Raw genomic sequence first — 21,260 nt, forward strand, 5'->3', positions numbered from 1 at the left:
TTACCCCTTCGTGCCGCAGGCGGCGTCCTTCAGGTCGAGGACGTGGCCATCGTTGTATTTCGCGATGATGTTGTGGAAGAGCCGCGGATCGACCGACGAGAAGTAGCGTACGGGCGCCTTCTCGCTCGGCTGCGCGACGGTGCCGTACACGGTCGCGTCGAGCCGCTCCGGCGACGCCTTCACCTTCTGCACCCATGCATCGAACTGCTCGCGCGGCTCGGCGAGCGTGCGGAACTTCATGTCGGAGAAGCCACGGCCGCTGAAGTTGGCCGACGTGCCCGCAAAGTTGCCGGGCTCGTCGGCAATCAGGTGCAGGCGCGTCTGCATGCCGGCCATCGCATAGACCTGGCCGCCGAGCTGCGGGATGAAGAACGAGTTCATCACCGAATCCGACGTGATGCGGAAGTTCACCGGCGTGCCGACCGGAATCGCGAGCTGGTTCACTGATGCGATGCCGAGTTCCGGATAGATGAACAGCCACTTCCAGTCGAGTGCGACGACCTCGACGTCGATCGGCTTCACCGACGACTCGAGCGGCTTGTACGGGTCGAGCTCGTGCGTGGTCTTCCACGTAAGCACGCCGAGGAACAGGATGATCAGCGTCGGCACCGTCCAGATCACGACCTCGATCGCGGTCGAGTGCGACCAGTTCGGCGCGTAGGTGGCATTGCGGTTCGACGCGCGGTAACGCCACGCGAACCACAGCGTGAGCAGAATCACCGGCACGACGACGATCAGCATCGCCCAGGTGGACGTCGCGATCAGCGCCTTTTCGGCAGCGCCCACGCTTCCTTTCGGATTTAGTACATCTAAATTACAGCCTGACAGGCTCAAAGCCGCGCCGATCGACATCAGCGCCGCCCCGCCTTTTGAAGCTTTTCTTTTCATCACACAGCCCGAGGGTCATTGAATCCGTTTGCGTATGCCCGATGCGCATTCGATCCACGAAAGTGGCCGCATCATACGTCGCGCGAGTGCGATGAAAAACCAGCTAATGCGGAAAATCATCATTGCAGAATCTGCTGTGAGACAGATTGTCGCGGGGCAATTTCACGCAGCCGGAAGCCTGCCCGGCGCCGCCTGCGCCGGGCCAGGATCAGATCGATGTGCGTACGACGACCGCACCGCCGTGCGATGCGCCCCGCTCGCGCGACCTGCCGCGATCAGCCGTGCGTCGATGCCATGTACGACGGCTGCGGCTGCGCGGGGCCGTCCCCTGTCGGCAGCTTCGAATGGCTCGCGTCCTCGATCAGCCTGCCGACGGTCGGATCGATCGCGTCGGTGAACGGCTTCGGATCGATGCCGACCGCCAGCACGACCAGCGCGAGCGACGCGAACATCACGACCTCGCGGCGGTTCAGGTCTGCGAGCTTCGCGATCCGCTGGCTCGCGACCTTGCCGAACACGACGCGCTTGAGCATCCACAGCGTGTACGACGCGCTGAGGATCAGCGTGAGTGCCGCGATGGCGCCGATCCAGAAGTTGAAGCGGATCGCGCCCATGATGACCATGAACTCGCCGACGAACCCCGACGTGCCCGGCAGGCCGACGTTGGCCATCGCGAACAGCACCGTGAAGGTCGCGAAACGCGGCATCACGCCCGCGACGCCGCCATACGCGGCAATCTCGCGCTGCTTCGTTCGATCGACGAGCACGTTCACGCACAACAGCATCGCGCCCGCGACGAAGCCGTACGACACGAGCTGCACGATCGCGCCTTCGACACCGATCCGGTTGAACAGGAAGAGCCCGAGCGTGACGATCCCCATGTGCGCGACCGTCGAATACGCGAGCAGCTTGCCGAGATCGGTCTGCGCGAGCGCGATCAGGCTCGCATAGATGATCGCGAACAGCGACAGCGCGATCACGGCCGGCGCGAAGAAGTGGCTCGCATCGGGCGTGACCGGCAGCGCGAAGCGCAGGAACCCGTAGCCGCCGAGCTTGAGCATCGCGAGCATCAGCGCGGCGCCGGTCGGGCCGTCGGTGTAGACGTCGCTCAGCCACGTGTGGACCGGCCACATCGGCACCTTGACCGCGAATGCGGCGAAGAAACCGAGGAACACCAGCAACTGCGGTGCGAAGCCGAGCTGCAGCGTGCGCCATACGGCCATGTCGAACGTATGCGACTGCGCGTACAGGTACAGCATCGCCATCAGCAGCAACAGCGAGCCGGCGAACGAGATGAAGAAGAACTTCACGGCCGCGTACACGCGACGCTCGCGCCCCCACGTGCCGATCAGCAGGTACAGCGGGATCAGCGTCGCCTCGAAGAAGATGAAGAACAGCAGCCCGTCCTGTGCGACGAACACGCCGACCATCAGCCCCGACAGGATCAGGAACGACGCGTAGTACTGCGCGACGCGTACCGTGACCGACTCCCACGACGCCACCACCACCACGAGCGTCGTGAACGCGGTCAGCACGACAAGCCACAGCGACGCGCCGTCGATGCCGACCCGCCATCCGGAATTGAATGCCGCCAGCCAGTTGCGGCTTTCGACGAACTGCATCGCGGCCGAGTGCGCATCGAAACCGGCAACCAGCGGCGCGACCGCCGCAAGCCCCACCAGCGCACCGACGAGCGCGATCAGCCGCGTACGGCGTGGATGATGATCGGAACCGGCGCGCAGCAGGCACGCGCCGCACAGGATCGGAGCCCAGATGGCCAGGCTCAGGAAGGGAAAATCATGCATGTCAACAAGGCCTAGATGAAGTCGCGCACTGCATCGGGGACAGGCGGGACGAAAGGAACGAAATCAATTCGACAGATAGATTTCGTGAATCGCCAGTGTTGGCAAAATGTAAAGCGGCATCACCGGAAAACTTGACGCCGCTCAAACGCGATCGGGTTAACCAGCATAAGGCGATTGATTATTTTCTGCAGCGCAGCAGAGCATCATTTTTTTGCAATAGCCTATGCCGATGATTTTTATGAGTAATTTTTTGTGTTGCTCGACCACGCCGATCATGGAATTCGTCGCAGCGCCGCATTTTTGACACTGGCGGTCTATTCCTGAGGGTCGAAACGAGCGAATTGACGCTCGCCGGGACAGCACGTGTGCGGCTCTCAATCCTTACGCACACACTTTCATTTATATTTCATTTCACCTTGTCCGATGCAGGTCGTGGGAACGGTTGCTCAACCCTCGCCTTCATGTTTCCGACCGCGATCGCTGACGACTCAGGCGATCCCATATGTTCAGCGTCATCCCGCGACGATGATCGCGTTGCGCAGGAAATTGGACGAAGCGGCTGTCGGCTGTCGCGCATGGCATGGACCGGCGCCAAAGCGAGCGTCATCGCTCCGGCGCCATGGAGTTCGCCGATCATGCCGCTTGCGACGAGCTGTGCCGACTTCGATGCGGGCGCCGTGACGAGCGCGTCGTCGCCATGAAGACATCCTGCAACGCGGCGTACGTGTCGAACGCGAGAAGGAACGGCTAGAGCACGAGTTGCAACGCTGGCCGGGCTCCAGCGCGACACGTTGCGCGATGATCTCTCGACACTTGCGCACGATCTGCTGGCGTTCGCCATACGCGTATATGCTGGCGACTGTCGCATGCCGGTACCGAGTGCCGGGCAACGCGCGTATCGCCCCGAACGATCCGAACCGGTCCGTCGGGCGCCTCGGGCATCCGTCGCGGCGCCCCTGCCGGGCCCGCTTCCGTGTTTCCCCTATTTACAGACCGATCCGCGTCCCGTACCATCTGCACATGGTAACGATACCACAAAAGAGATTGACCATTCGCGATATCGCCACGCTTGCCGGTGTGTCGACGTCCACGGTCTCGCGCGTGCTGAACAACTCCGGTTATGTGAAGGCCGAGGTACGCGAGCGCATCGAAACCGTGATATCGCAGACGCACTACACCCCGTCGGAACTGGCGAAGCAACTGAAGTCCCATCGCTCGGGGCTGATCGGCGTGATCATTCCGAAGATCAACTCCTATACCACGGGCGAAATCGTGGCAGGCATCTCGTCGACACTCGAACCACTGCGCTACCAGATGCTGCTGGCCAATACGAACAACTCGGTCGCGGAAGAAGCCGCGGCCTACGATCTGTTCCGCCGGCAGCGGGTCGCGGGCGTCCTGCACCTTGGGACGACCGTCAACGGCGGCCTCGTCGACGCGATCCGCGAAGCGGGCCTGCCGATCGTGATGATCGGGCAGGACGCGAGCCATCTCGGCATCACGAGCGTGATTCAGAACGAGCGCTCGGCGGCATGCCAGATGACCGAGCATCTGCTCGGCCGCGGGCATACGCGCATCGGGCTCGTGACGGTGGGCGAAGAGGATCTCCAGGTCGGCGGCGAGCGAACGGCGGGCTATGGCGACGCATTGCGGGCGCGGGGCATGCCGGTCGATCCGGAGCTGATCGTCCGCGCGAGTTTCCGGGCCGAGGCCGGCGAGGAAGCGGCGGAACGCCTGCTGCGGATGACGGGCGACGCGCGCTGCACGGCGATTCTGGCGGTGACCGACCGGCTCGCGGTCGGCGTGATGGCCTGCCTGCACGACCGCGGCATCCGCGTACCCGACGACATGGCGGTCGCGGGCATGGGCGATAGCGACATGGCGCGCATGGTGCGCCCTGCCCTGTCGACCGTGCATTACGACTACGCCGACACGGGCGCGGAGGCGGCCCGGCTGATGCTGGAAATGCGCGAGACCAAGAACGGCAAGGTGTCGCGTGCCGTGATGCCGTACCGGCTCGTGCTGCGCCGGAGTACCTGACCGGACGCGCAGAACACTGGCGTCCGGCTGAAAGCCCGAGGAACGAACCGATCCGGGCATCGGAGACGATGATGTGGTATCGATACCATATGGCATCGATACCACATTGACACACTCAAGGAGGAGAACATGACTGAAATCGAAACCGCACATGCGTTGCTGCCGCTGATCGGCGGCGCCGCGAACGTCGCGCGGCTCTCGCACTGCGCAACCCGGCTGAGGCTCGTCGTCCACGACGCGGACAAGGTCGACCATGGCGCGATCGGCGCGATCGATCTCGTGAAAGGGTCGTTCAGCGGCGCCGGACAGGTTCAGATCATCATTGGCCAGGGCATCGTGGAGAAAGTGCACGACGCCCTGCAGCCGCTGCTGGGCGCGTCGGCCGCCGGATCGCTCGACGCGCTGAAGCAGGAGGTCGTAGCGCGGCAAAACCCGGCACAGAAGCTGGCGCGCACGCTGTCGAACATCTTCGTACCGATCATTCCGGTGATCGTCGCATCCGGCCTGCTGATGGGTCTGCTCGGCATGCTGAAAAGCATGGGCTGGATCGCCGGCAACAGCGCCGGCTTCCAGATCCTGAATATCTTCGCGAGCACGGCGTTCGTGTTCCTGCCGATCCTGATCGCTTTCTCGGCGGCCCGCGATTTCGGCGTTTCGCCGTTTCTCGCGGCGGCGCTCGCCGGCATCATGATCCATCCCGAGTTGCAGAATGCGTGGACGCTCGGCACCGGCGTCCATGAATACTGGGATCTGTTCGGGCTGCATATCGCGAAGGTCGGCTATCAGGGCACCGTCCTGCCGATCCTGCTGGCCGTCTGGATGATGTCGTGGATCGAGCGGGGCCTGAAGCGGTGCATCCCGGCCTCGATCGACCTGATCTTCACACCGTTCCTGACGCTGCTGATCTCGGGCGCGATCGCGCTGACCGTGGTCGGCCCGATCGGGCGCGCGCTCGGCGACGGCCTGTCGTTCGGCCTGCAGGCGATCTACCAGCACGGCGGCGCGCTTGCGGGAATCCTGTTCGGCGGCCTGTATTCGATGATCGTCATCACGGGCATCCACCACAGCTTCCATGCGATCGAGGCGGGCCTGCTCGCCAGTCCGGCGATCGGCGTCAATTTCCTGCTGCCGATCTGGTCGATGGCCAATGTCGCGCAAGGCGGCGCGGCGCTCGCCGTGTTCTTCACGACGCGCGACGACAAGATCCGCCAGGTTGCGATACCCGCCGCGCTGTCGTGCCTGGCAGGCATCACCGAAGCCGCGATCTTCGGCGTCAACCTGCGGTTCTTCTGGCCATTCGTGTTCGCGGCGATCGGCGGCGCGGTCGGCGGCGGCTGGGTGGTGGCGACGCACGTCGGCATGACGGGCCTCGGCCTGACGGCTTTGCCCGGGCTCGCGATCGTGCGCCCGGATGGCCTGCTCAACTACGTGATCGGCGGCGTGCTCGCGTTTTCGGTCGCATTCGCCGGGACCTGGCTGCGCAGCGTCGGCATGAAGAAGCCCTATGGAGAGCTGTCCGGTGCGTGACATGACCAAGCTCGACATCCGCGACGACCGCTGGCGGCCGTCGTTCCATCTGTGCCCGCCGTACGGACTAATCAACGACCCGAACGGCCTGATTTACTGGCAAGGCGCTTACCACGTCTTCTACCAATGGAATCCGGACGGCTGCGTGCATCAGAACAAGCATTGGGCGCATGTTGTCAGCACCGACCTGATTCATTGGCAGTCCTTGCCGATCGCGCTGGCGCCGGATAGGCCGTACGACGCGCAGGGCTGCTATTCGGGCTGCGCGATCGACGTGGACGACGCGATGCTGCTGATGTACACGGGCAACGTGCGCGACGACTCGGGCGGCCGCGCGAGCCATCAGTGCCTCGCGCGCTCGTCCGACGGCGTGCGGTTCGAGAAGCTCGGGCCGGTGATCGACGGCGCGCCGCCCGGCTACACCGATCATTTCCGCGATCCGAAAGTGTGGCGGCAGAACGGTGCATGGCATGCCGTCTTCGGTGCCCAGCGAAACGACCTGAAGGGAACCGTCGTGCTCGCGACGAGCCCGGACCTGCGTGCATGGCGCATCGTCGGCGAGCTGCTCGCGCCGACCGATGCCTGCTACATGATCGAATGCCCGGATCTGTTCGCGCTGGACGACGAACACGTACTGATCTGCTGCCAGCAGATTGAGGAAGCGCGCAGCGACGCCCCGTACCGCGAGGATCGGGCCGGCTATCTGGTCGGCCGACTCGACGTGAATGCCGCGACGTTCGCGCACGGCGGCTTCCGGATGCTCGACCACGGCTTCGATTTCTATGCGCCGCAGACGCTGCGCGCGCCCGACGGGCGTCGGCTGATGATCGGCTGGATGGGGCTGCCGTCCCAGCCGGATACACCGACCGTCGCGGCCGGCTGGACGCACTGCCTGACGCTCCCGCGCGAACTGCGCGTCGAGAACGGGCAGTTGCGGCAGCAACCGCTGCGCGAACTCGAGCGGCTGCGCGGGCCGCTCGTCGGGGTGCCGGAGACCCGGCTTGCCGCCGGCGAATCGTTGACGCTGCCGCCATCACCGGGCGCGGCGTGGGAGCTGGACCTGTCGATCCGCGCGGAAGCCGGCGCGGACTGGGTACTGCACCTGTTCGACAGCGACGCGCAAGCGTTGCGCGTCGTTCGCGACGGTCGTCGCGGCCGGCTCACGCTCGTCCGGCACTGTCCCGCGGCCGGGCAGTTCGACGAACACGCGGCCTATGAAACCGCATCGGACCTCACCCGGCTGCGGCTGTTCGTCGACGGCAGTGCGGTCGAGCTGTTCGTCAACGACGGCGAAGCGGTCTTCACGACGCGCTGCTACCCGACATCGGCAACAACGTCGCCACGCGTGACCGCCACCCGGCCGCTGACGCTGCACGACACCCGTATGTGGTCCCTACAAAAAAGAGACGCGTAGCAACGCCGTTCTCGCCAATCAATACCCATCAGAGGTTTGGAGACAGACATGAAAACGTGGATCGGCGCGCTGATCGCGTCCGTATCGCTTTACCCGTGCGCAAGCGCATTCGCGGTGGATCTCGGCGACGATTTCCAGTTCAACGGCTATGTCCGCGCGGGCTTCGTATCGGAGCGCAGGACCAACGGCGGCGACGTCAACAAATACGCGCTCGGCAACGGTGGCGAAGAGTTCCGCCTCGGCAACGAAGGCGATACGTACACGGAACTCGGCCTCAGGAAAACATTTCATTTCGACGGCGGCATCACGTGGTCCGCCGCGTATACCGCGACCTACTGGAATCCCGACGCGAACCGCTTCGTGAGCAGCCACGGACAGTACTTCGCCAAGGAGGCGTACGTGACGACGAGCGGCTACGCGTTCTCGCCGTCGACAATCTTCTGGGCCGGCAAACGCTACATCGAGCGCGAGGATGTCCATATCGTCGATCACTTCTTCTATAGCGTCGGCGGCCCGACGATCGATCCCGGCATCGGCGCGACCAACATTCCGCTCGGCACGTCGGCCCGGCTCGGCGTCAGCGTGTTCCGCAGCCAGCAGCATTACAGCCCGACCCTGAACCGGAAGGACGCGACCCGCATGAACGTCGATGTCTACGACATTCCGGTTGGGTCGGAGGGCAAGCTTCGCGTGATCGGCGAGGTGCTGCGCGGCGATTTCCCCGGCGGCTCGTTCGGCAGCGCGCTGACGCTCAAGTACGACAAGGCCAATTTCGTGCTGCCCGGCATCACGAATTCGGTGTGGCTGCAAGGCAGCACCGGCTATGCGTCGCTCGAAACGGGATTCGGCGATCTGACCCAACCGAACGGCACGCGCAGCGTGCGACTGCTCGACTCCGTGACCTGGCAGCTCGGCCGCTTCGGCGGCCAGGCGCTTGCCGAGTACCAGCGCGGGCAAGGCGCGCATGGTTCGGGCAGCACGACGGGCACCTCGTTCGGCGGACGGGTGTCGTACGCGGTCGCGCGCTACGTGAAGCTGTTGTCGGAGTGCGGCTGGTCGACGCTGCGCGTCAACGGCGGCCCGCTGCAGAAGCTCGACAAATATACAGCGGCGATCGCATTCAGCACCGGCCCCGAGTTCATGACCCGCCCCGAACTGCGGTTCTACGCGACCCGTGTTGCGTGGAATCAGGCCGCACTCGACGCGCAGGGCGCGAACTGGGGTTCGTGGTCGGCCGGCCGGCAATCGACAAACATGTTCGGGGTTCAGGTCGAAAGCTGGTGGTGATCCGTCAATGCAGCAGTTTCATATTCACGATGCAATTCATCTGGAGTGCAATATGTCGACTCAACCGAATCACGTCACCGTGCTGGCGCCGCTCTCCGGGACGATCGTCCCGATCGAGAACGTGCCGGATCCCGCCTTCGCGCAAAAGATGGTCGGCGACGGCCTGTCGATCGATCCGGAAACCGACGTCGTCCTGGCGCCGATCGACGGCCGGGTCATCGATCTGCACGCATCCCGGCACGCGGTCGTCATCGAGGGCGACGGGGGCATCAGGATCATGGTGCACGTCGGCATCGACACGGTCATGCTCGACGGCGAGGGTTTCGAGGCGCTCGTGCGCAAGGGCGACGACGTGCGCGCCGGGCAACCCCTGTTGCGCGTCGACTTCGCGCACGTCGCCGCGCACGCGGCGAGCGTGCTCACGGAAATCGTCGTCGTCAACGGCGAATGCGTGTCGCAAATCGACAAACGCGACGGCCTCGTCGAAGCCGGCAAGAGCGTGCTGCTGACGCTGCATCTCGCGGCGCGCGGGAACGAAGGCCCGGCGCCCGAACCGGACGGCGAGTGGCTGTACGCGCCGTTCGTCGAACTGCCGAATCCGGCGGGCCTGCATGCGCGGCCGGCCGCCGTGCTGGCCAGGGAAGCCCGGTCATTCTCCGCGCACATCGTGCTGTCGTGCGGGACGCTCGGCGCGGATGCCAAATCGGCCGTCGAGGTGATGGCGCTCGCGACGCGGCAAGGCGATCCAGTCCGGCTGAGCGCGCGCGGCCCCGACGCCGCGCAGGCGCTCGACCGGCTCGTGGGCGTGCTGCGGGATGGCTGCGGCGAGCGTCTCGAGCGCGTCGCCGCGGCCGGGCCGTCCGGGCTGGCCACGACGCGCAGCGCGGCGGCAGCAACCGATCCGGCGGACGGCGCATTCGCGGGCGTGCCAGCGTCGCCGGGGCTCGCGGTCGGCCGCATCGTGCAGTGGCGCGCCGCCGAACTCGAATTCGACGAGACCGGCGGCACCTTCGACGAAGAACGAGCGCGCCTGTTCGCGGCGCTGCGGCTGGCGGGCGAACAGATACAGGCACTGGTGGCCGGTCACGGCGGAGCCGGCGCCTGTCAGGCCGAGATCATGGAAGCGCATCTCGCGCTGCTCGACGATCCGGCGCTGATCGATGCCGCGGAAGCCGCGTTGCGCGCCGGCTCGAACGCGCCGGGCGCGTGGCACCAGGCCTGCCGGGCGGTGGCCGGGCGGCTGGCCGCGCATGCGAGCCCGCTGCTGCGCGAACGGGCGTCGGACATCCGCGATGTCGGCCTGCGCGTGACGTCCCTGCTGACCGGCGTGCGACGCGCGCTGCCGGTGCTGAACGCGCAGTCGATCGTGCTGGCCGACGACCTGACGCCGTCGGACACGGTCGCGCTGGATCGCGACCGGGTCGTCGGCCTGTGCACGGTATCGGGCGGACCGACCAGTCACGTGGCGATTCTGGCGCGGTCGATGGGAATCCCGGCGATCTGCGGCATCGATACGGCGGCGCTATCGCTGAGCGACGGCGTGACCGCGGTGCTCGACGGCACGGCGGGCACGCTCCGGATCGATCCCGATCCGGAACTGCTCGCCGACGTGACGCGGCGCATGGACGCCGCCGCCGCGCAGCGCAGCGCGAACGAGCGGGACGCACACCGAATCGGCAGCACGCGCGACGGCCATCGCGTGGAGGTCGTCGCGAACGTGCGCGACGCGGCGGACACCAGGCAGGCGCTGGCGGCCGGCGCCGAAGGCGTCGGGCTGCTGCGTTCGGAATTCCTGTTCGAGGATCGGGCGGCCGCGCCGGGCGAGGACGAGCAGGCGGCCGCCTACGAGGCGGTCGCGGCCGAACTCGGCCGGCACCGGAAGTGCGTGGTCCGCACGCTCGACGTCGGCGGCGACAAGCCGCTGCGCTACCTGCCGCTGCCGAAGGAGACCAATCCGTTTCTCGGCCTGCGGGGCATCCGCGTGAGCCTCGCCTACCCGGATCTGTTCCGCAGCCAGTTGCGCGCGATGCTGCGCGCAGCGCCCCATGGGGATCTCCACGTCATGTTCCCGATGGTGTCCGATCTCGACGAGGTGCTGGCGGCGAAACGTATCCTGCGGGAGGAACAGCAAACGTGTCCGCATCCCGTCAAGATCGGCGTGATGGTCGAAGTACCGGCCGCCGTCGCGATCGTCGAGGCGCTGGCGCAGGAGGTCGATTTCTTTTCGATCGGCACCAACGACCTTGCGCAATATACGCTGGCGATCGATCGCGGCCACGCGAAGCTGTCGGCGCAGGTGGATACGCTGCATCCGGCCGTGCTGAAGATGATTGACCTGACGGTGTCGGGCGCGCACGCGCACGGGAAATGGGTCGGCGTCTGCGGCGCGATGGCTTCCGATCCCGCCGCGACCGCGCTTCTCGTCGGACTCGGTGTCGACGAGTTGTCGGTCAGCGTGCCGGCGATCGCCGCGATCAAGGCGGAACTGGCGGCGCTCGATTTCAATGCCTGCCGGAAGCTGGCCCGGCACGCGCTGACGCTCGGCAGCGCTGCACAGGTGCGCCGCGCAATCGCGAGCTGACCGGGCGGACGCGCCACGACGCGCCACGACGCGCGCCTCGCGCGTCCCCTCGCCCCGTTTGTCAAACATGGATTCAATACCTGCACGATGACTACTTCCGCTTCTTCATCCGCGCTCGATCAGCCGCTCGACATGGTGATCTTCGGCGGCGCCGGCGACCTGTCCGCGCGCAAGCTGCTGCCGGCGCTCTACATGGCGCACCTGCACGGCAGCCTGCCCGACGCGACGCGCATCGTCGCGGTGGGCCGCAGCGACTGGTCGCGCGAGCGCTACCTGGACTTCGTCGAGCAGCACTCGCGGCCGTTCGTCGACGATCACGCGCTGAATCCGCAAGCGTGGGACAGCTTCCTGTCGCGCTTCGACTATGCGTGCGTCGACGCCGGCGTCGCGGACGCATATGGCCATCTCGCCGGGAAGATGCGCGGCGACGCGTTGCGTGTGTTCTATCTCGCGACCGCGCCGAGCCTGTTCGAGACGGTGTGCGACAACCTGGCCCGCTGCGGACTGGTCGACGACCGCGCACGGGTCGTGCTGGAGAAGCCGCTCGGACACGACCTCGCGTCGGCGAAGGCCATCAACGCATCGGTCGGGCGCCACTTCCCGGAAGACCGCATCTACCGGATCGACCACTACCTCGGCAAGGAGACCGTGCAGAACCTGATGGTGCTGCGCTTCGGCAACGCGATCTTCGGGCCGCTGTGGCAGACGCCGTATATCAAGAGCGTGCAGATCACGGTCGCGGAATCGGTCGGCGTCGGCAGTCGTGCGGGTTTCTACGACGACACCGGCGCGATGCGCGACATGGTTCAGAACCACCTGCTGCAACTGCTGTGCATCGTCGCGATGGAGCCGCCGGTCTCGCTCGATCCCGATGCGGTCCGGGACGAGAAACTGAAGGTGCTGCGTTCGCTGCGGCCGATGACGCCCGAGACGATCGCCCGCGACACGGTGCGCGGCCAGTACACGGCGGGCGCGGTGGACGGCGAATCGGTCAAGGGATACCCGGACGAGACCGACGTGCCGGCCGGCAGCGGCACGGAAACCTTCGTCGCCCTGCGCGCGCAGATCAACAACTGGCGCTGGGCCAACGTGCCGTTCTTTCTGCGGACCGGGAAGCGCTTGCGCGAGCGGCGTTCGGAGATCGTCATCGAGTTCGCGGACATGCCGTTCTCGATCATTCCGCATGGGCCGTACAGTCACGGAAACCGCCTCGTGATCCAGCTCCAGCCCGAGGAATCGATCCAGTTGCAGATGCTCGCGAAGGAGCCGGGCAGCGGCTTGCAAGTGCTGCCGGTCAGCCTGAATCTCGATTTGCAGCAGGCGCTCGCCGGGCGCCGGGCCGAAGCGTACGAGCGCCTGCTGATCGATGTGATTCGCGGCCGCCTGACGCATTTCATGCGGTGCGACGAACTCGAGGCGGCCTGGGCCTGGGTCGATCCGATCCTCAAGGGCTGGAAGGCACTCGGCGACAAGCCGCGCAGCTATATCGCCGGCACCTTCGGACCGGCGGCATCGTCCGCGCTGATGGCGCGCGAAAACATGGTCTGGTCCGAGGAGATCTGAGCGCGCGGCGACGATGCCGGGGTGGAGGCGGCTCGCGCGGCACGCCGGGTTGTCGGATGCGGCAAGCGGCGGAGCATCGCGCCGCGCGACGCCGCTCCGGGGCACACAGGTGAGCAGAGCCGTCCGCGCCCGCACCGCCGCCGCCATACGCTCTGCCCATGGCGCGACGACGACGCCGACCACCGCATTGCGCCGCGCCGGTCGACCCTACTCCGCCTTGCTCCGCGCACCCTTCTTCACGCTCTTGCCGCGCGGCGCTTCCTTCGCAAGCTCAAGCGGTGAGTTGAAGTTTTTCGCAATTGCGACGGCGCATGACCGTGAATATGGTGTCCCGGACGTGAGAACTTCAGCGTCCCGCCCACCGAACTTGGCCTCTCACCATCGCGCGCTTCTTCCCGAGCCAGCCGGCCGCGCACAGCAAACTCGACAACGACCTGCCGTTCACGCTCAAGCGATGCGTGTCGCCGGAAGCTGATAGGCCGACGCGACCGATGGGCTGAAAAAGAAAAAGCCCCGCAAGTCCGAGAACTTGCGGGGCTTTGTCACCGCTTTTGGCGGAGACGGAGGGATTCGAACCCTCGATCCAGGTTTTGGCCCAGATGCTCCCTTAGCAGGGGAGTGCCTTCGACCTCTCGGCCACGTCTCCCAAACTTTCGCTCGCACCAGGGAGGCAGTGCGACGAGAACGAAATAATATAGGGTTTCGAACCGCCCGTCAATTTCCGTGATGCATTTTCTTCAATGCATCACGAAAAATTCACGATGCCTGGTCGAGTTCGAATGCCTTGTGCAGCGCGCGGACGGCCAGTTCCATGTATTTCTCGTCGATCAGCACCGAAATCTTGATTTCGGACGTCGAGATCATCTGGATGTTGATGCCCTCTTCCGACAGCGTGCGGAACATCTTGCTCGCGACGCCCACGTGCGAACGCATGCCGACGCCGACGACCGACACCTTCGACACCTTCGGATCGCCCTGCACCTGCTCGGCATTCACGTGGCCCTTCACCTGGTTGGTGAGGATGTCCATCGCCTTCTGGTAGTCGCCGCGGCCGACCGTGAACGTGAAGTCGGTTTTGCCCTGGACGCTCTGGTTCTGGATGATCATGTCGACGTCGACGTTCGCATCCGCGACCGGGCCGAGGATCTGATACGCGATGCCCGGCTTGTCGGGCACGCCCATCACAGCAATGCGTGCTTCGTCGCGCTGGAACGCGATGCCGGAAATGACTGCCTTTTCCATGGTCTCGTCTTCTTCAAAAGTAATCAGGGTGCCCGAGCGCATTTCTTCGTCGAGCGCAATCAGCGGATCGGTCAGGCTCGACAGCACACGCGTCTTCACCTGGTATTTGCCAGCGAATTCGACCGAGCGGATCTGCAGGACCTTCGAGCCGAGGCTGGCCATTTCCAGCATTTCCTCGAACGTCACGCGATCGAGGCGTCGCGCCTCTTCGACGACGCGCGGATCCGTCGTGTAGACGCCGTCGACGTCCGTATAAATCAGGCACTCTTCGGCACCCAGCGCAGCCGCGACCGCCACCGCCGACGTATCCGAGCCGCCACGGCCCAGCGTCGTGATGTGACCGTCCGGATCGACGCCCTGGAAGCCCGTGATGATCACGACCTTGCCTGCATTCAGATCGGCCTTCACGCGTTCGTCATCGATCGAGTGAATGCGCGCTTTCGTGAACGCGCTGTCGGTCTTGATCGGCACTTGCCAGCCTGCGTAGCTCACGGCCTCGACGCCGATTTCCTGCAGCGCGATCGACAGCAGGCCGACGCTGACCTGCTCGCCCGTCGACGCGATCATGTCGAGCTCGCGCGGGCTCGGCTGGCTCGAAATCTCTTTCGCAAGACCGAGCAGACGGTTGGTTTCGCCGGACATCGCCGAAGGCACGACCACCATCTGGTGCCCGGCCTGATGCCATTTTGCGACGCGTTTCGCGACGTTCTTGATGCGCTCGACCGAGCCCATCGAAGTGCCGCCGTATTTGTGTACGATGAGTGCCATTGTCGTTCTGAACTGGAGGAGAAACCGCACGGGCGCGCTGGGCAGGCCGCGTAGCCGTTCGGTCACGCGGCTTGTGGCTGTGGACGGACGACGAGGGGGACGGCTGGGACGCAACACGCAAGCGTGACGGATTTTGCCCGGAAGGCCGATCAGGCCGCGCAAACCGGGTACGTCACGCGGAAAACCTGCACAAATCGCTCAAAAATCGAGCCGAGCAAACGACCGAGCGTACCCGATAGAGGCCCACTTGACAAGCCGCTCGCGGCGTCCGGGGCCGTTCCGGCGCTGTTTACCAAATGGTGAAAATGGGCGTGCCATCGGGCCGCAGGCGGCCTGCCGCCGTCATGCGATCAGCAGGTCCGGACGCCACTCGATCCGGCGCCACGCGCCGTCGCCGAGCGCCCCACCACCGGTCACGCCGGCATCGCGGTTCACGCCAAGGCGCGGCACGTAGATCAGCAAGTCGCCAGCGAACAGCAGCGGCACGTCGCGCTGCCAGGCAGGCACGCCGCGCTCCTGGAACAGATTCTTCAGCGTACGGCCCGGGCCGCCCGGCGACGTGCGCATCCGCTCGCCGCCCGCGCGGGCACGCGCCGCGAGCCGCGCGTCGCGCAGCAGCGCCTCCGGCACCGCATCGGCGCTTCCCGGATCGGCCGGCGCGAACACGAACGTGCCGCGCCAACCCGGCAGGTGCCAGACTTCCTGCCCGTCCCACGCGAGCACCGCTTCCGGATACGGGCTCCCGGTGCCGTCATCGGCCGGTTCGCTGCTGTCGCCCGCTTCCCAATAGACGACATCGCGATAAAGGCGCAGGCATTGCCCCGCGTGATCGACGCGCAGCGCATGGGCGACATGTGTGGCACGCAACTGCCGCATCATGTTGGCGAGCCGGGCGGCCGACGCACCCGGCAGACCGAGCCGGCGCATCCAGAAGCGCAGCAGGTTCGCGCCGCGCGTATCGTCGAACGCGACCAGTGCGTCGCGCGACAGCGCCTGCCCGTCATCGCGCGCGGCCACGGCGAAGTCGAGTTCGGCCAGATCGTCGAGCAGTCGCTGTGCGGCCGCCGCATGCTGGGCCGCACGGCCGAGCGCGTCGCGAAAGCCCGGGAAATGCACGGCCAGCGCCGGCAGCACGTCGATGCGCAACGCATTGCGCGCGTAGCGCGTGTCATTGTTCGATTCGTCGTCGATCCATGCCAGGTCGTGCTGCGTCGCATAGCGCTCGAGTTGCGCTCGCAACAGTCGCAGCAGCGGACGCACACGCTCGACGCTCACGCCGTCAGGACGGTAACGCGGCGCCATGGCGGCAAGCCCCGCGATCCCCGCGCCGCGCAACAACTGCAGCAACACGGTCTCGGCCTGGTCGTCCGCATGCTGCGCGAGCCACAGCGCAGCCGCGCCGTGGCGTTCGCACATCTCGTCGAGCGCCGCATAGCGTCGCTCGCGCGCCGTCGCCTCGACACCCAGGCCGCTGTCGCGCGGCACGTCGACGCGCATCGACTCGAATGCGACCCCGAGCCCTGCCGCGCTCGCCTCGGCATGCGCGACCCACGCGTCGGCATTCGCACTCAGCCCGTGATGCACGTGCAGCGCGACACAGCGCGACGCGCCCGCGACGCGCACTGCCGCGTCGAGCAGCACCGTCGAGTCGAGGCCGCCGCTGTACGCGATCGCGATGCGTGCATCGGGCGGCATGCCGGAAAGCGCAACGCCGACCGCGTCGAGGACAACGCGGTCGGCGGAGAATTCGGTTGGCGGAATCACGAGAGGCACGCGCGCACAGCGGCGCGCGAATGGAGGACGCAGCCGGTCATGCGCCCGGCGTGGTTTCCTTGAACTTGCCGTAGGCCATCAGGCGCTCGAAGCGGCGCTCGCGCAGCGCATCGATACTCATGCCCTGGAACTGGCGCAGCGAATCGGCCAGCGCACGGCGCAGCAGCGCAGCCATGCCCTTCGGATCGCGATGCGCGCCGCCGAGCGGTTCGTTGATGATCTTGTCGATCAGGCCCAGCGCCTTCAGGCGGTGCGCGGTCAGGCCCAGCGCTTCCGCTGCTTCCGGCGCCTTCGCGGCACTCTTCCACAGGATCGACGCGCAGCCTTCCGGCGAGATCACCGAGTAGGTCGAGAATTGCAGCATCATCACGGTGTCGGCCACCGCGATCGCGAGCGCGCCGCCCGAACCGCCTTCGCCGATCACCGTCGTGATGATCGGCGTCTTCAGCTCGGCCATCACGTACAGGTTGCGGCCGATCGCCTCCGACTGGCCGCGCTCTTCCGCGCCGATGCCCGGGTACGCGCCCGGCGTGTCGACGAACGTGAAGATCGGCAGCCCGAACTTCTCGGCGAGACGCATCAGGCGTTCGGCCTTGCGATAGCCTTCCGGACGCGGCATCCCGAAGTTGCGCGCGGCGCGCTCCTTCGTGTCGCGGCCCTTCTGGTGACCGATCACCATGCAAGGATGGCCGCCGAAGCGCGCGAGCCCCCCGACGATCGACAGATCGTCCGCGAATGCCCGGTCGCCGTGCAGCTCGTGAAAATCGGTAAACAGTTCCGCAACGTAATCGAGTGTGTACGGGCGCTGCGGGTGCCGCGCGATCTGCGAAACCTGCCACGGCGACAGGTTCGCGTAGAGGTCTTTCGTCAGTTGCTGGCTTTTCTTCGACAGCCGCTCGATTTCTTCCGAAATGTCGACAGCCGAGTCGTCCTGCACGAATCGCAGCTCTTCGATCTTGGCCTCGAGTTCGGCGATCGGCTGTTCGAAATCCAGAAACGTGGTCTTCATGTGTTCGAATCCTTGGGTCTTGCGGCAGCGCGTATTCTACCCGCGCGGGCGACGCTCAAAACCGGCTCTCAACTATTGATGTTTAAAACCCGATAGCCAACGTTCAGGCGTCGCCGTCGGGCGCATCGAGGCTGCGCCACATGTACCAGGTCGCGACGGTACGCCACGGTTCCCAGTTGGCCGCCACCTCGCGCGCCTCGCTGCGCGTAACGGGTTCCCCACTGAAGTAATTGACGCTGATCGCGCGGATCAGGCCAGGATCGTCGAGCGGCAGGACGTCCGGCCGCGACAGGTTGAAGATCAGGAACATCTCGGCCGTCCAGCGGCTGATGCCGCGGATCTGCGTCAGTTCCGCGATCACGTCCTCGTCGTCCATCGACGTCCATTTGTCGACGTGCAGCGCACCCGACACGAAATGCTGCGCGAGATCGAGAATGTATTCCGTCTTGCGCTTCGACAGCCCGCACGCGATCAGCTTGTCCGCGCCGAGCCGGATCACCGGCTGCGGGGCGAGTTTCGGACAGGCATCCCCGATGCGCGCCCACAGCGACTGCGCCGACGGCACCGAAATCTGCTGGCCGACGACCGAGCGTGCGAGCGTGACGAACGGGTCGCCGCGCTTCACGAGATGCGCGGGACCGAACTTCGGAATCAGTTTCTTCAGGATCCGGTCGCGCTTGACGAGGTCGGCGCATGCCTTGTCCCAGTAAGCAGGACGCACGACGACCTCCTCGCGGTCCGCTTCGGACGCACGGGCCTTGCGGGCCGCGTCGGCGGCCGGCTGCGCAGCCGCCGGCTGCGCATGACCGTTGAGCGCGCCGTTCGGCACGGCGCGCGTCGCGTCCGTCTTCTCCGGCGGCACGCGCTTGGCTGCCGGACGCGCGGCGACCGGGGTCGCGCGCCTGACCGGCGCTTTTCTGGCCGTTGCCATCTTGCCTCCTACCTGACGGATCGGTCAGTGGAACGCACCGCGCTCATACGCGACGCCATTCGGTCGATCCGCCCGGTTTGTCTTCAAGTGCGATACCGGTCTCAAGCAGTTCCGCCCGGATCCGGTCCGCTTCGGCATAGTCCTTCGCTTGCTTCGCCGCGACGCGCGCGGCGATCTTCGCTTCGATCTCGTCGGCGGCAAGCCCGCCCGCCTGCGCGGCGCCCAACGCCTGCTGCAGGAACGCGCGCGGTTCGCGGCCCAGCAGGCCGAGCAGGCCCGCCAGCTGTTTCAGTTGCCGCGCGAGCGATGCGTCGCGCGTGCGATTCACCTCGCCCGCCAGCTCGAACAGCGTCGCCACCGCGACCGGCGTGTTGAAGTCGTCGTTCATCGCGGCCGCGAAACGCTGCGCGTGCGGCTCGTTCCAGTCGAGCGCGAGCGGGTCGGCTTCAACATCTTTCAGCGCGGTGTACAGACGCGTGAGCGACGCGCGCGCATCGTCGAGATGCACGTCGCTGTAATTGAGCGGCGAACGGTAGTGCGTGCGAACGATGAAGAAGCGCATGACTTCGGCATCGTAGCGCTCGAGCACTTCGCGGATCGTGAAGAAGTTGCCGAGCGATTTCGACATCTTCTCGTTGTCGACCTGCACGAAGCCGTTGTGCATCCAGTAATTGACGAACGTCTGGCCGGTCGCGCCTTCGCTCTGCGCGATCTCGTTCTCGTGGTGCGGGAATTGCAGGTCCTGCCCGCCGCCGTGGATGTCGAAATGCGCGCCGAGCAGCGTGCAGCCCATCGCCGAGCACTCGATGTGCCAGCCCGGGCGCCCCATCCCGTACTTCGACGCCCAGGACGCGCCTTCCGGATCTTCCGGCTTCGCGCGTTTCCACAGCACGAAATCGAGCGGATCTTCCTTTGCGTCGTTCGCGGCGACGCGCTCACCCGCGCGCAGATCGTCGAGCGACTTGCCCGACAGCTTCCCGTAGTTCGCGAACTTGCGCACCGAGTAATTGACGTCGCCGTCGGTCGCCTGGTACGCGTAGCCGTTCGTCTCGAGCGTCTCGATCATGCCGAGCATCTGCGGAATGAACTCGGTCGCGCGCGGCTCGATGTCGGGCCGCTGGATACCGAGTGCGCTTTCATCGTCGTGCATCGCGCCGATGAACCGGTCGGTCAGCGACTTGATCGTTTCGCCGTTCTCGACCGCGCGGCGGATGATCTTGTCGTCGATGTCGGTAATGTTACGCACATACGTGACCCGGTAACCGATCGCACGCAACCAGCGCTGGACGAGGTCGAACACGACCAGCATGCGCGCGTGGCCCACGTGACAATAGTCGTATACGGTGATTCCGCATACGTACATCCGCACTTCGCCGGACTGGCGCGGCACGAAAACTTGCTTGTCACGCGCGAGCGTGTTGTAGATGCGCAGTGATTCCATAGAGATGAACCGTGAGCCGAAGGAAACCGCCCTGGCGAAGCTCGCCCAGCATGCGAAACGGACGGACCATCTGCTGCGGCACCAGGCCGAGCGTCCTCGATATCACATGGGGCGGTCAGGCTGCAAGCACAGCGGTGACGGCCACGAGAGGCAAAGAAAGACTGTCTGCCGCTCGCCGGAACGCGCAGACGTTTTGTTAGAATGGCTCGGAGTATAACATTCCGATTTACGCCTATGAAACCTCATCGCGGCCGCGCGCAGAGCGCTGCGACCCTCGTTGCGACCACCGTCATGGGCGTCGCGCTGACGCTTTTCGCGGCCCCCGCGGCGCATGCGCAGAAGGCCCCGGCCACCGCCGACGGCACGCCCGAAATCGACTCGTCGATCGCCGGCAAGCAGTGGAAGCAGGCGCTCGCGCAGCTCGACGCGCGCATCGCATCGAACCCGCACGACGTGCAGGCGCAGTTCAAGCGCGGCACCGTGCTGGCACGCCTGAACCGCGATGACGACGCGATCCAGCAGTTCGTCGCGATCACGCAGGCTTACCCCGAACTGCCCGAGCCGTACAACAACCTTGCGGCGCTTTACGCGAAGCATGGCCGTTACGACGAAGCGCGCACCGCGCTCGTCACGGCGACGCAATCGAACCCGAGCTATTCGCTCGCGTACGAAAACCTTGGCGATCTCTACCTGCGCCTCGCGGCCGAGTCGTACAAGCGTGCGCAATCGCTCGGCCGCACGAGCGGCGCGACCGCGCAGCGCCTCGCCGATCTCCAGAAGATCGTGTCGCCGCCGAAGGCCGCACCGAACGCCCGCGCGGCCGCACCGGCCACGCGCGACTACACCGACCGCGCAGCCGCGAACATGGGCACCACCACGCTGCCGATGTCGCCGACGTTCCAGTTCAACGGTCCGTCGGGCGCACTGGCGGCACCGTACGTCGCGCCGTCGCAATAAGCGGCGCGGCCTTCTTTCCCTCCCAACCTGAGGA

General features: G+C 65.9%; 14 protein-coding genes and 1 tRNA gene. 7 read left to right on the top strand and 8 right to left on the bottom strand.

Annotated features, from left to right (window positions below; all coding sequences use genetic code 11):
- Both cyoA and ACPTTC_RS12080 read right to left on the bottom strand, forming a co-directional pair.
- Entirely contained in the window at positions 1–888 is an 888-nt protein-coding gene (gene cyoA / locus ACPTTC_RS12075) for a ubiquinol oxidase subunit II (RefSeq protein ID WP_175953431.1), read from the bottom strand.
- 275 nt (positions 889–1,163) lie between these two features.
- Entirely contained in the window at positions 1,164–2,693 is a 1,530-nt protein-coding gene (locus ACPTTC_RS12080) for a complex I subunit 4 family protein (protein ID WP_423392611.1), read from the bottom strand.
- Positions 2,694–3,737: 1,044 nt separating this feature from the next.
- Here ACPTTC_RS12080 and ACPTTC_RS12085 point away from each other — a divergent pair.
- The 6 genes from ACPTTC_RS12085 (at position 3,738) to zwf (ending at position 13,105) form a co-directional block, all read left to right on the top strand.
- Positions 3,738–4,733 (top strand): LacI family DNA-binding transcriptional regulator, encoded by a 996-nt coding sequence (locus ACPTTC_RS12085; RefSeq protein WP_244136445.1) that lies wholly within the window; start codon positions 3,738–3,740, stop codon positions 4,731–4,733.
- Between the two features lie 129 nt (positions 4,734–4,862).
- Positions 4,863–6,260, top strand: coding sequence for a sucrose-specific PTS transporter subunit IIBC (locus tag ACPTTC_RS12090; protein ID WP_423392612.1), 1,398 nt, complete (start codon positions 4,863–4,865; stop codon positions 6,258–6,260).
- A gap of 1 nt (position 6,261) precedes the next feature.
- Positions 6,262–7,674: a glycoside hydrolase family 32 protein gene (locus ACPTTC_RS12095; protein WP_423392613.1), complete on the top strand. Its 1,413-nt coding sequence runs from the start codon at positions 6,262–6,264 to the stop codon at positions 7,672–7,674.
- 48 nt (positions 7,675–7,722) lie between these two features.
- Positions 7,723–8,961, top strand: coding sequence for a carbohydrate porin (locus ACPTTC_RS12100; protein WP_423392614.1), 1,239 nt, complete (start codon positions 7,723–7,725; stop codon positions 8,959–8,961).
- Positions 8,962–9,013: 52 nt separating this feature from the next.
- Positions 9,014–11,542, top strand: a complete 2,529-nt coding sequence (gene ptsP / locus ACPTTC_RS12105) for a phosphoenolpyruvate--protein phosphotransferase (protein ID WP_423392615.1) — start codon at positions 9,014–9,016, stop codon at positions 11,540–11,542.
- Positions 11,543–11,629: 87 nt separating this feature from the next.
- Positions 11,630–13,105 carry a glucose-6-phosphate dehydrogenase gene (zwf, locus tag ACPTTC_RS12110; protein ID WP_423392616.1) on the top strand — a complete coding sequence of 492 codons (1,476 nt, stop codon included), beginning with the start codon at positions 11,630–11,632 and terminating at the stop codon, positions 13,103–13,105.
- A 552-nt stretch (positions 13,106–13,657) separates the two neighbouring features.
- On the opposite strand, the gene ACPTTC_RS12115 is transcribed toward zwf, so the two are convergent.
- The 6 genes from ACPTTC_RS12115 to cysS all read right to left on the bottom strand — a co-directional run bounded on the left by ACPTTC_RS12115 (position 13,658) and on the right by cysS (position 20,269).
- Positions 13,658–13,751: transfer RNA gene (locus ACPTTC_RS12115), tRNA-Ser, on the bottom strand.
- Positions 13,752–13,861: 110 nt separating this feature from the next.
- Positions 13,862–15,115: an aspartate kinase gene (locus tag ACPTTC_RS12120; RefSeq protein WP_027787050.1), complete on the bottom strand. Its 1,254-nt coding sequence runs from the start codon at positions 15,113–15,115 to the stop codon at positions 13,862–13,864.
- A gap of 342 nt (positions 15,116–15,457) precedes the next feature.
- Entirely contained in the window at positions 15,458–16,879 is a 1,422-nt protein-coding gene (gene tilS / locus ACPTTC_RS12125) for a tRNA lysidine(34) synthetase TilS (RefSeq protein WP_423392617.1), read from the bottom strand.
- Between the two features lie 46 nt (positions 16,880–16,925).
- A complete protein-coding gene (locus ACPTTC_RS12130; protein ID WP_006478433.1) occupies positions 16,926–17,897 on the bottom strand; it encodes an acetyl-CoA carboxylase carboxyltransferase subunit alpha in 972 nt (323 codons plus the stop codon).
- 103 nt (positions 17,898–18,000) lie between these two features.
- Positions 18,001–18,828, bottom strand: coding sequence for a DNA-3-methyladenine glycosylase family protein (locus tag ACPTTC_RS12135; protein ID WP_423392618.1), 828 nt, complete (start codon positions 18,826–18,828; stop codon positions 18,001–18,003).
- Positions 18,829–18,871: 43 nt separating this feature from the next.
- The gene (cysS, locus tag ACPTTC_RS12140) at positions 18,872–20,269 is read right to left on the bottom strand and encodes a cysteine--tRNA ligase (RefSeq protein ID WP_423392619.1); all 1,398 of its coding nucleotides are present in this window, start codon (positions 20,267–20,269) and stop codon (positions 18,872–18,874) included.
- A gap of 234 nt (positions 20,270–20,503) precedes the next feature.
- Between cysS and ACPTTC_RS12145 the strand changes: the two genes are divergently transcribed.
- Positions 20,504–21,226 carry a tetratricopeptide repeat protein gene (locus tag ACPTTC_RS12145; RefSeq protein WP_423392620.1) on the top strand — a complete coding sequence of 241 codons (723 nt, stop codon included), beginning with the start codon at positions 20,504–20,506 and terminating at the stop codon, positions 21,224–21,226.
- Positions 21,227–21,260 lie beyond the last annotated feature (34 nt).

The sequence above is a fragment of the Burkholderia mycopellens genome (genome assembly GCF_964265025.1).
Classification (GTDB): Bacteria; Pseudomonadota; Gammaproteobacteria; order Burkholderiales; family Burkholderiaceae; genus Burkholderia.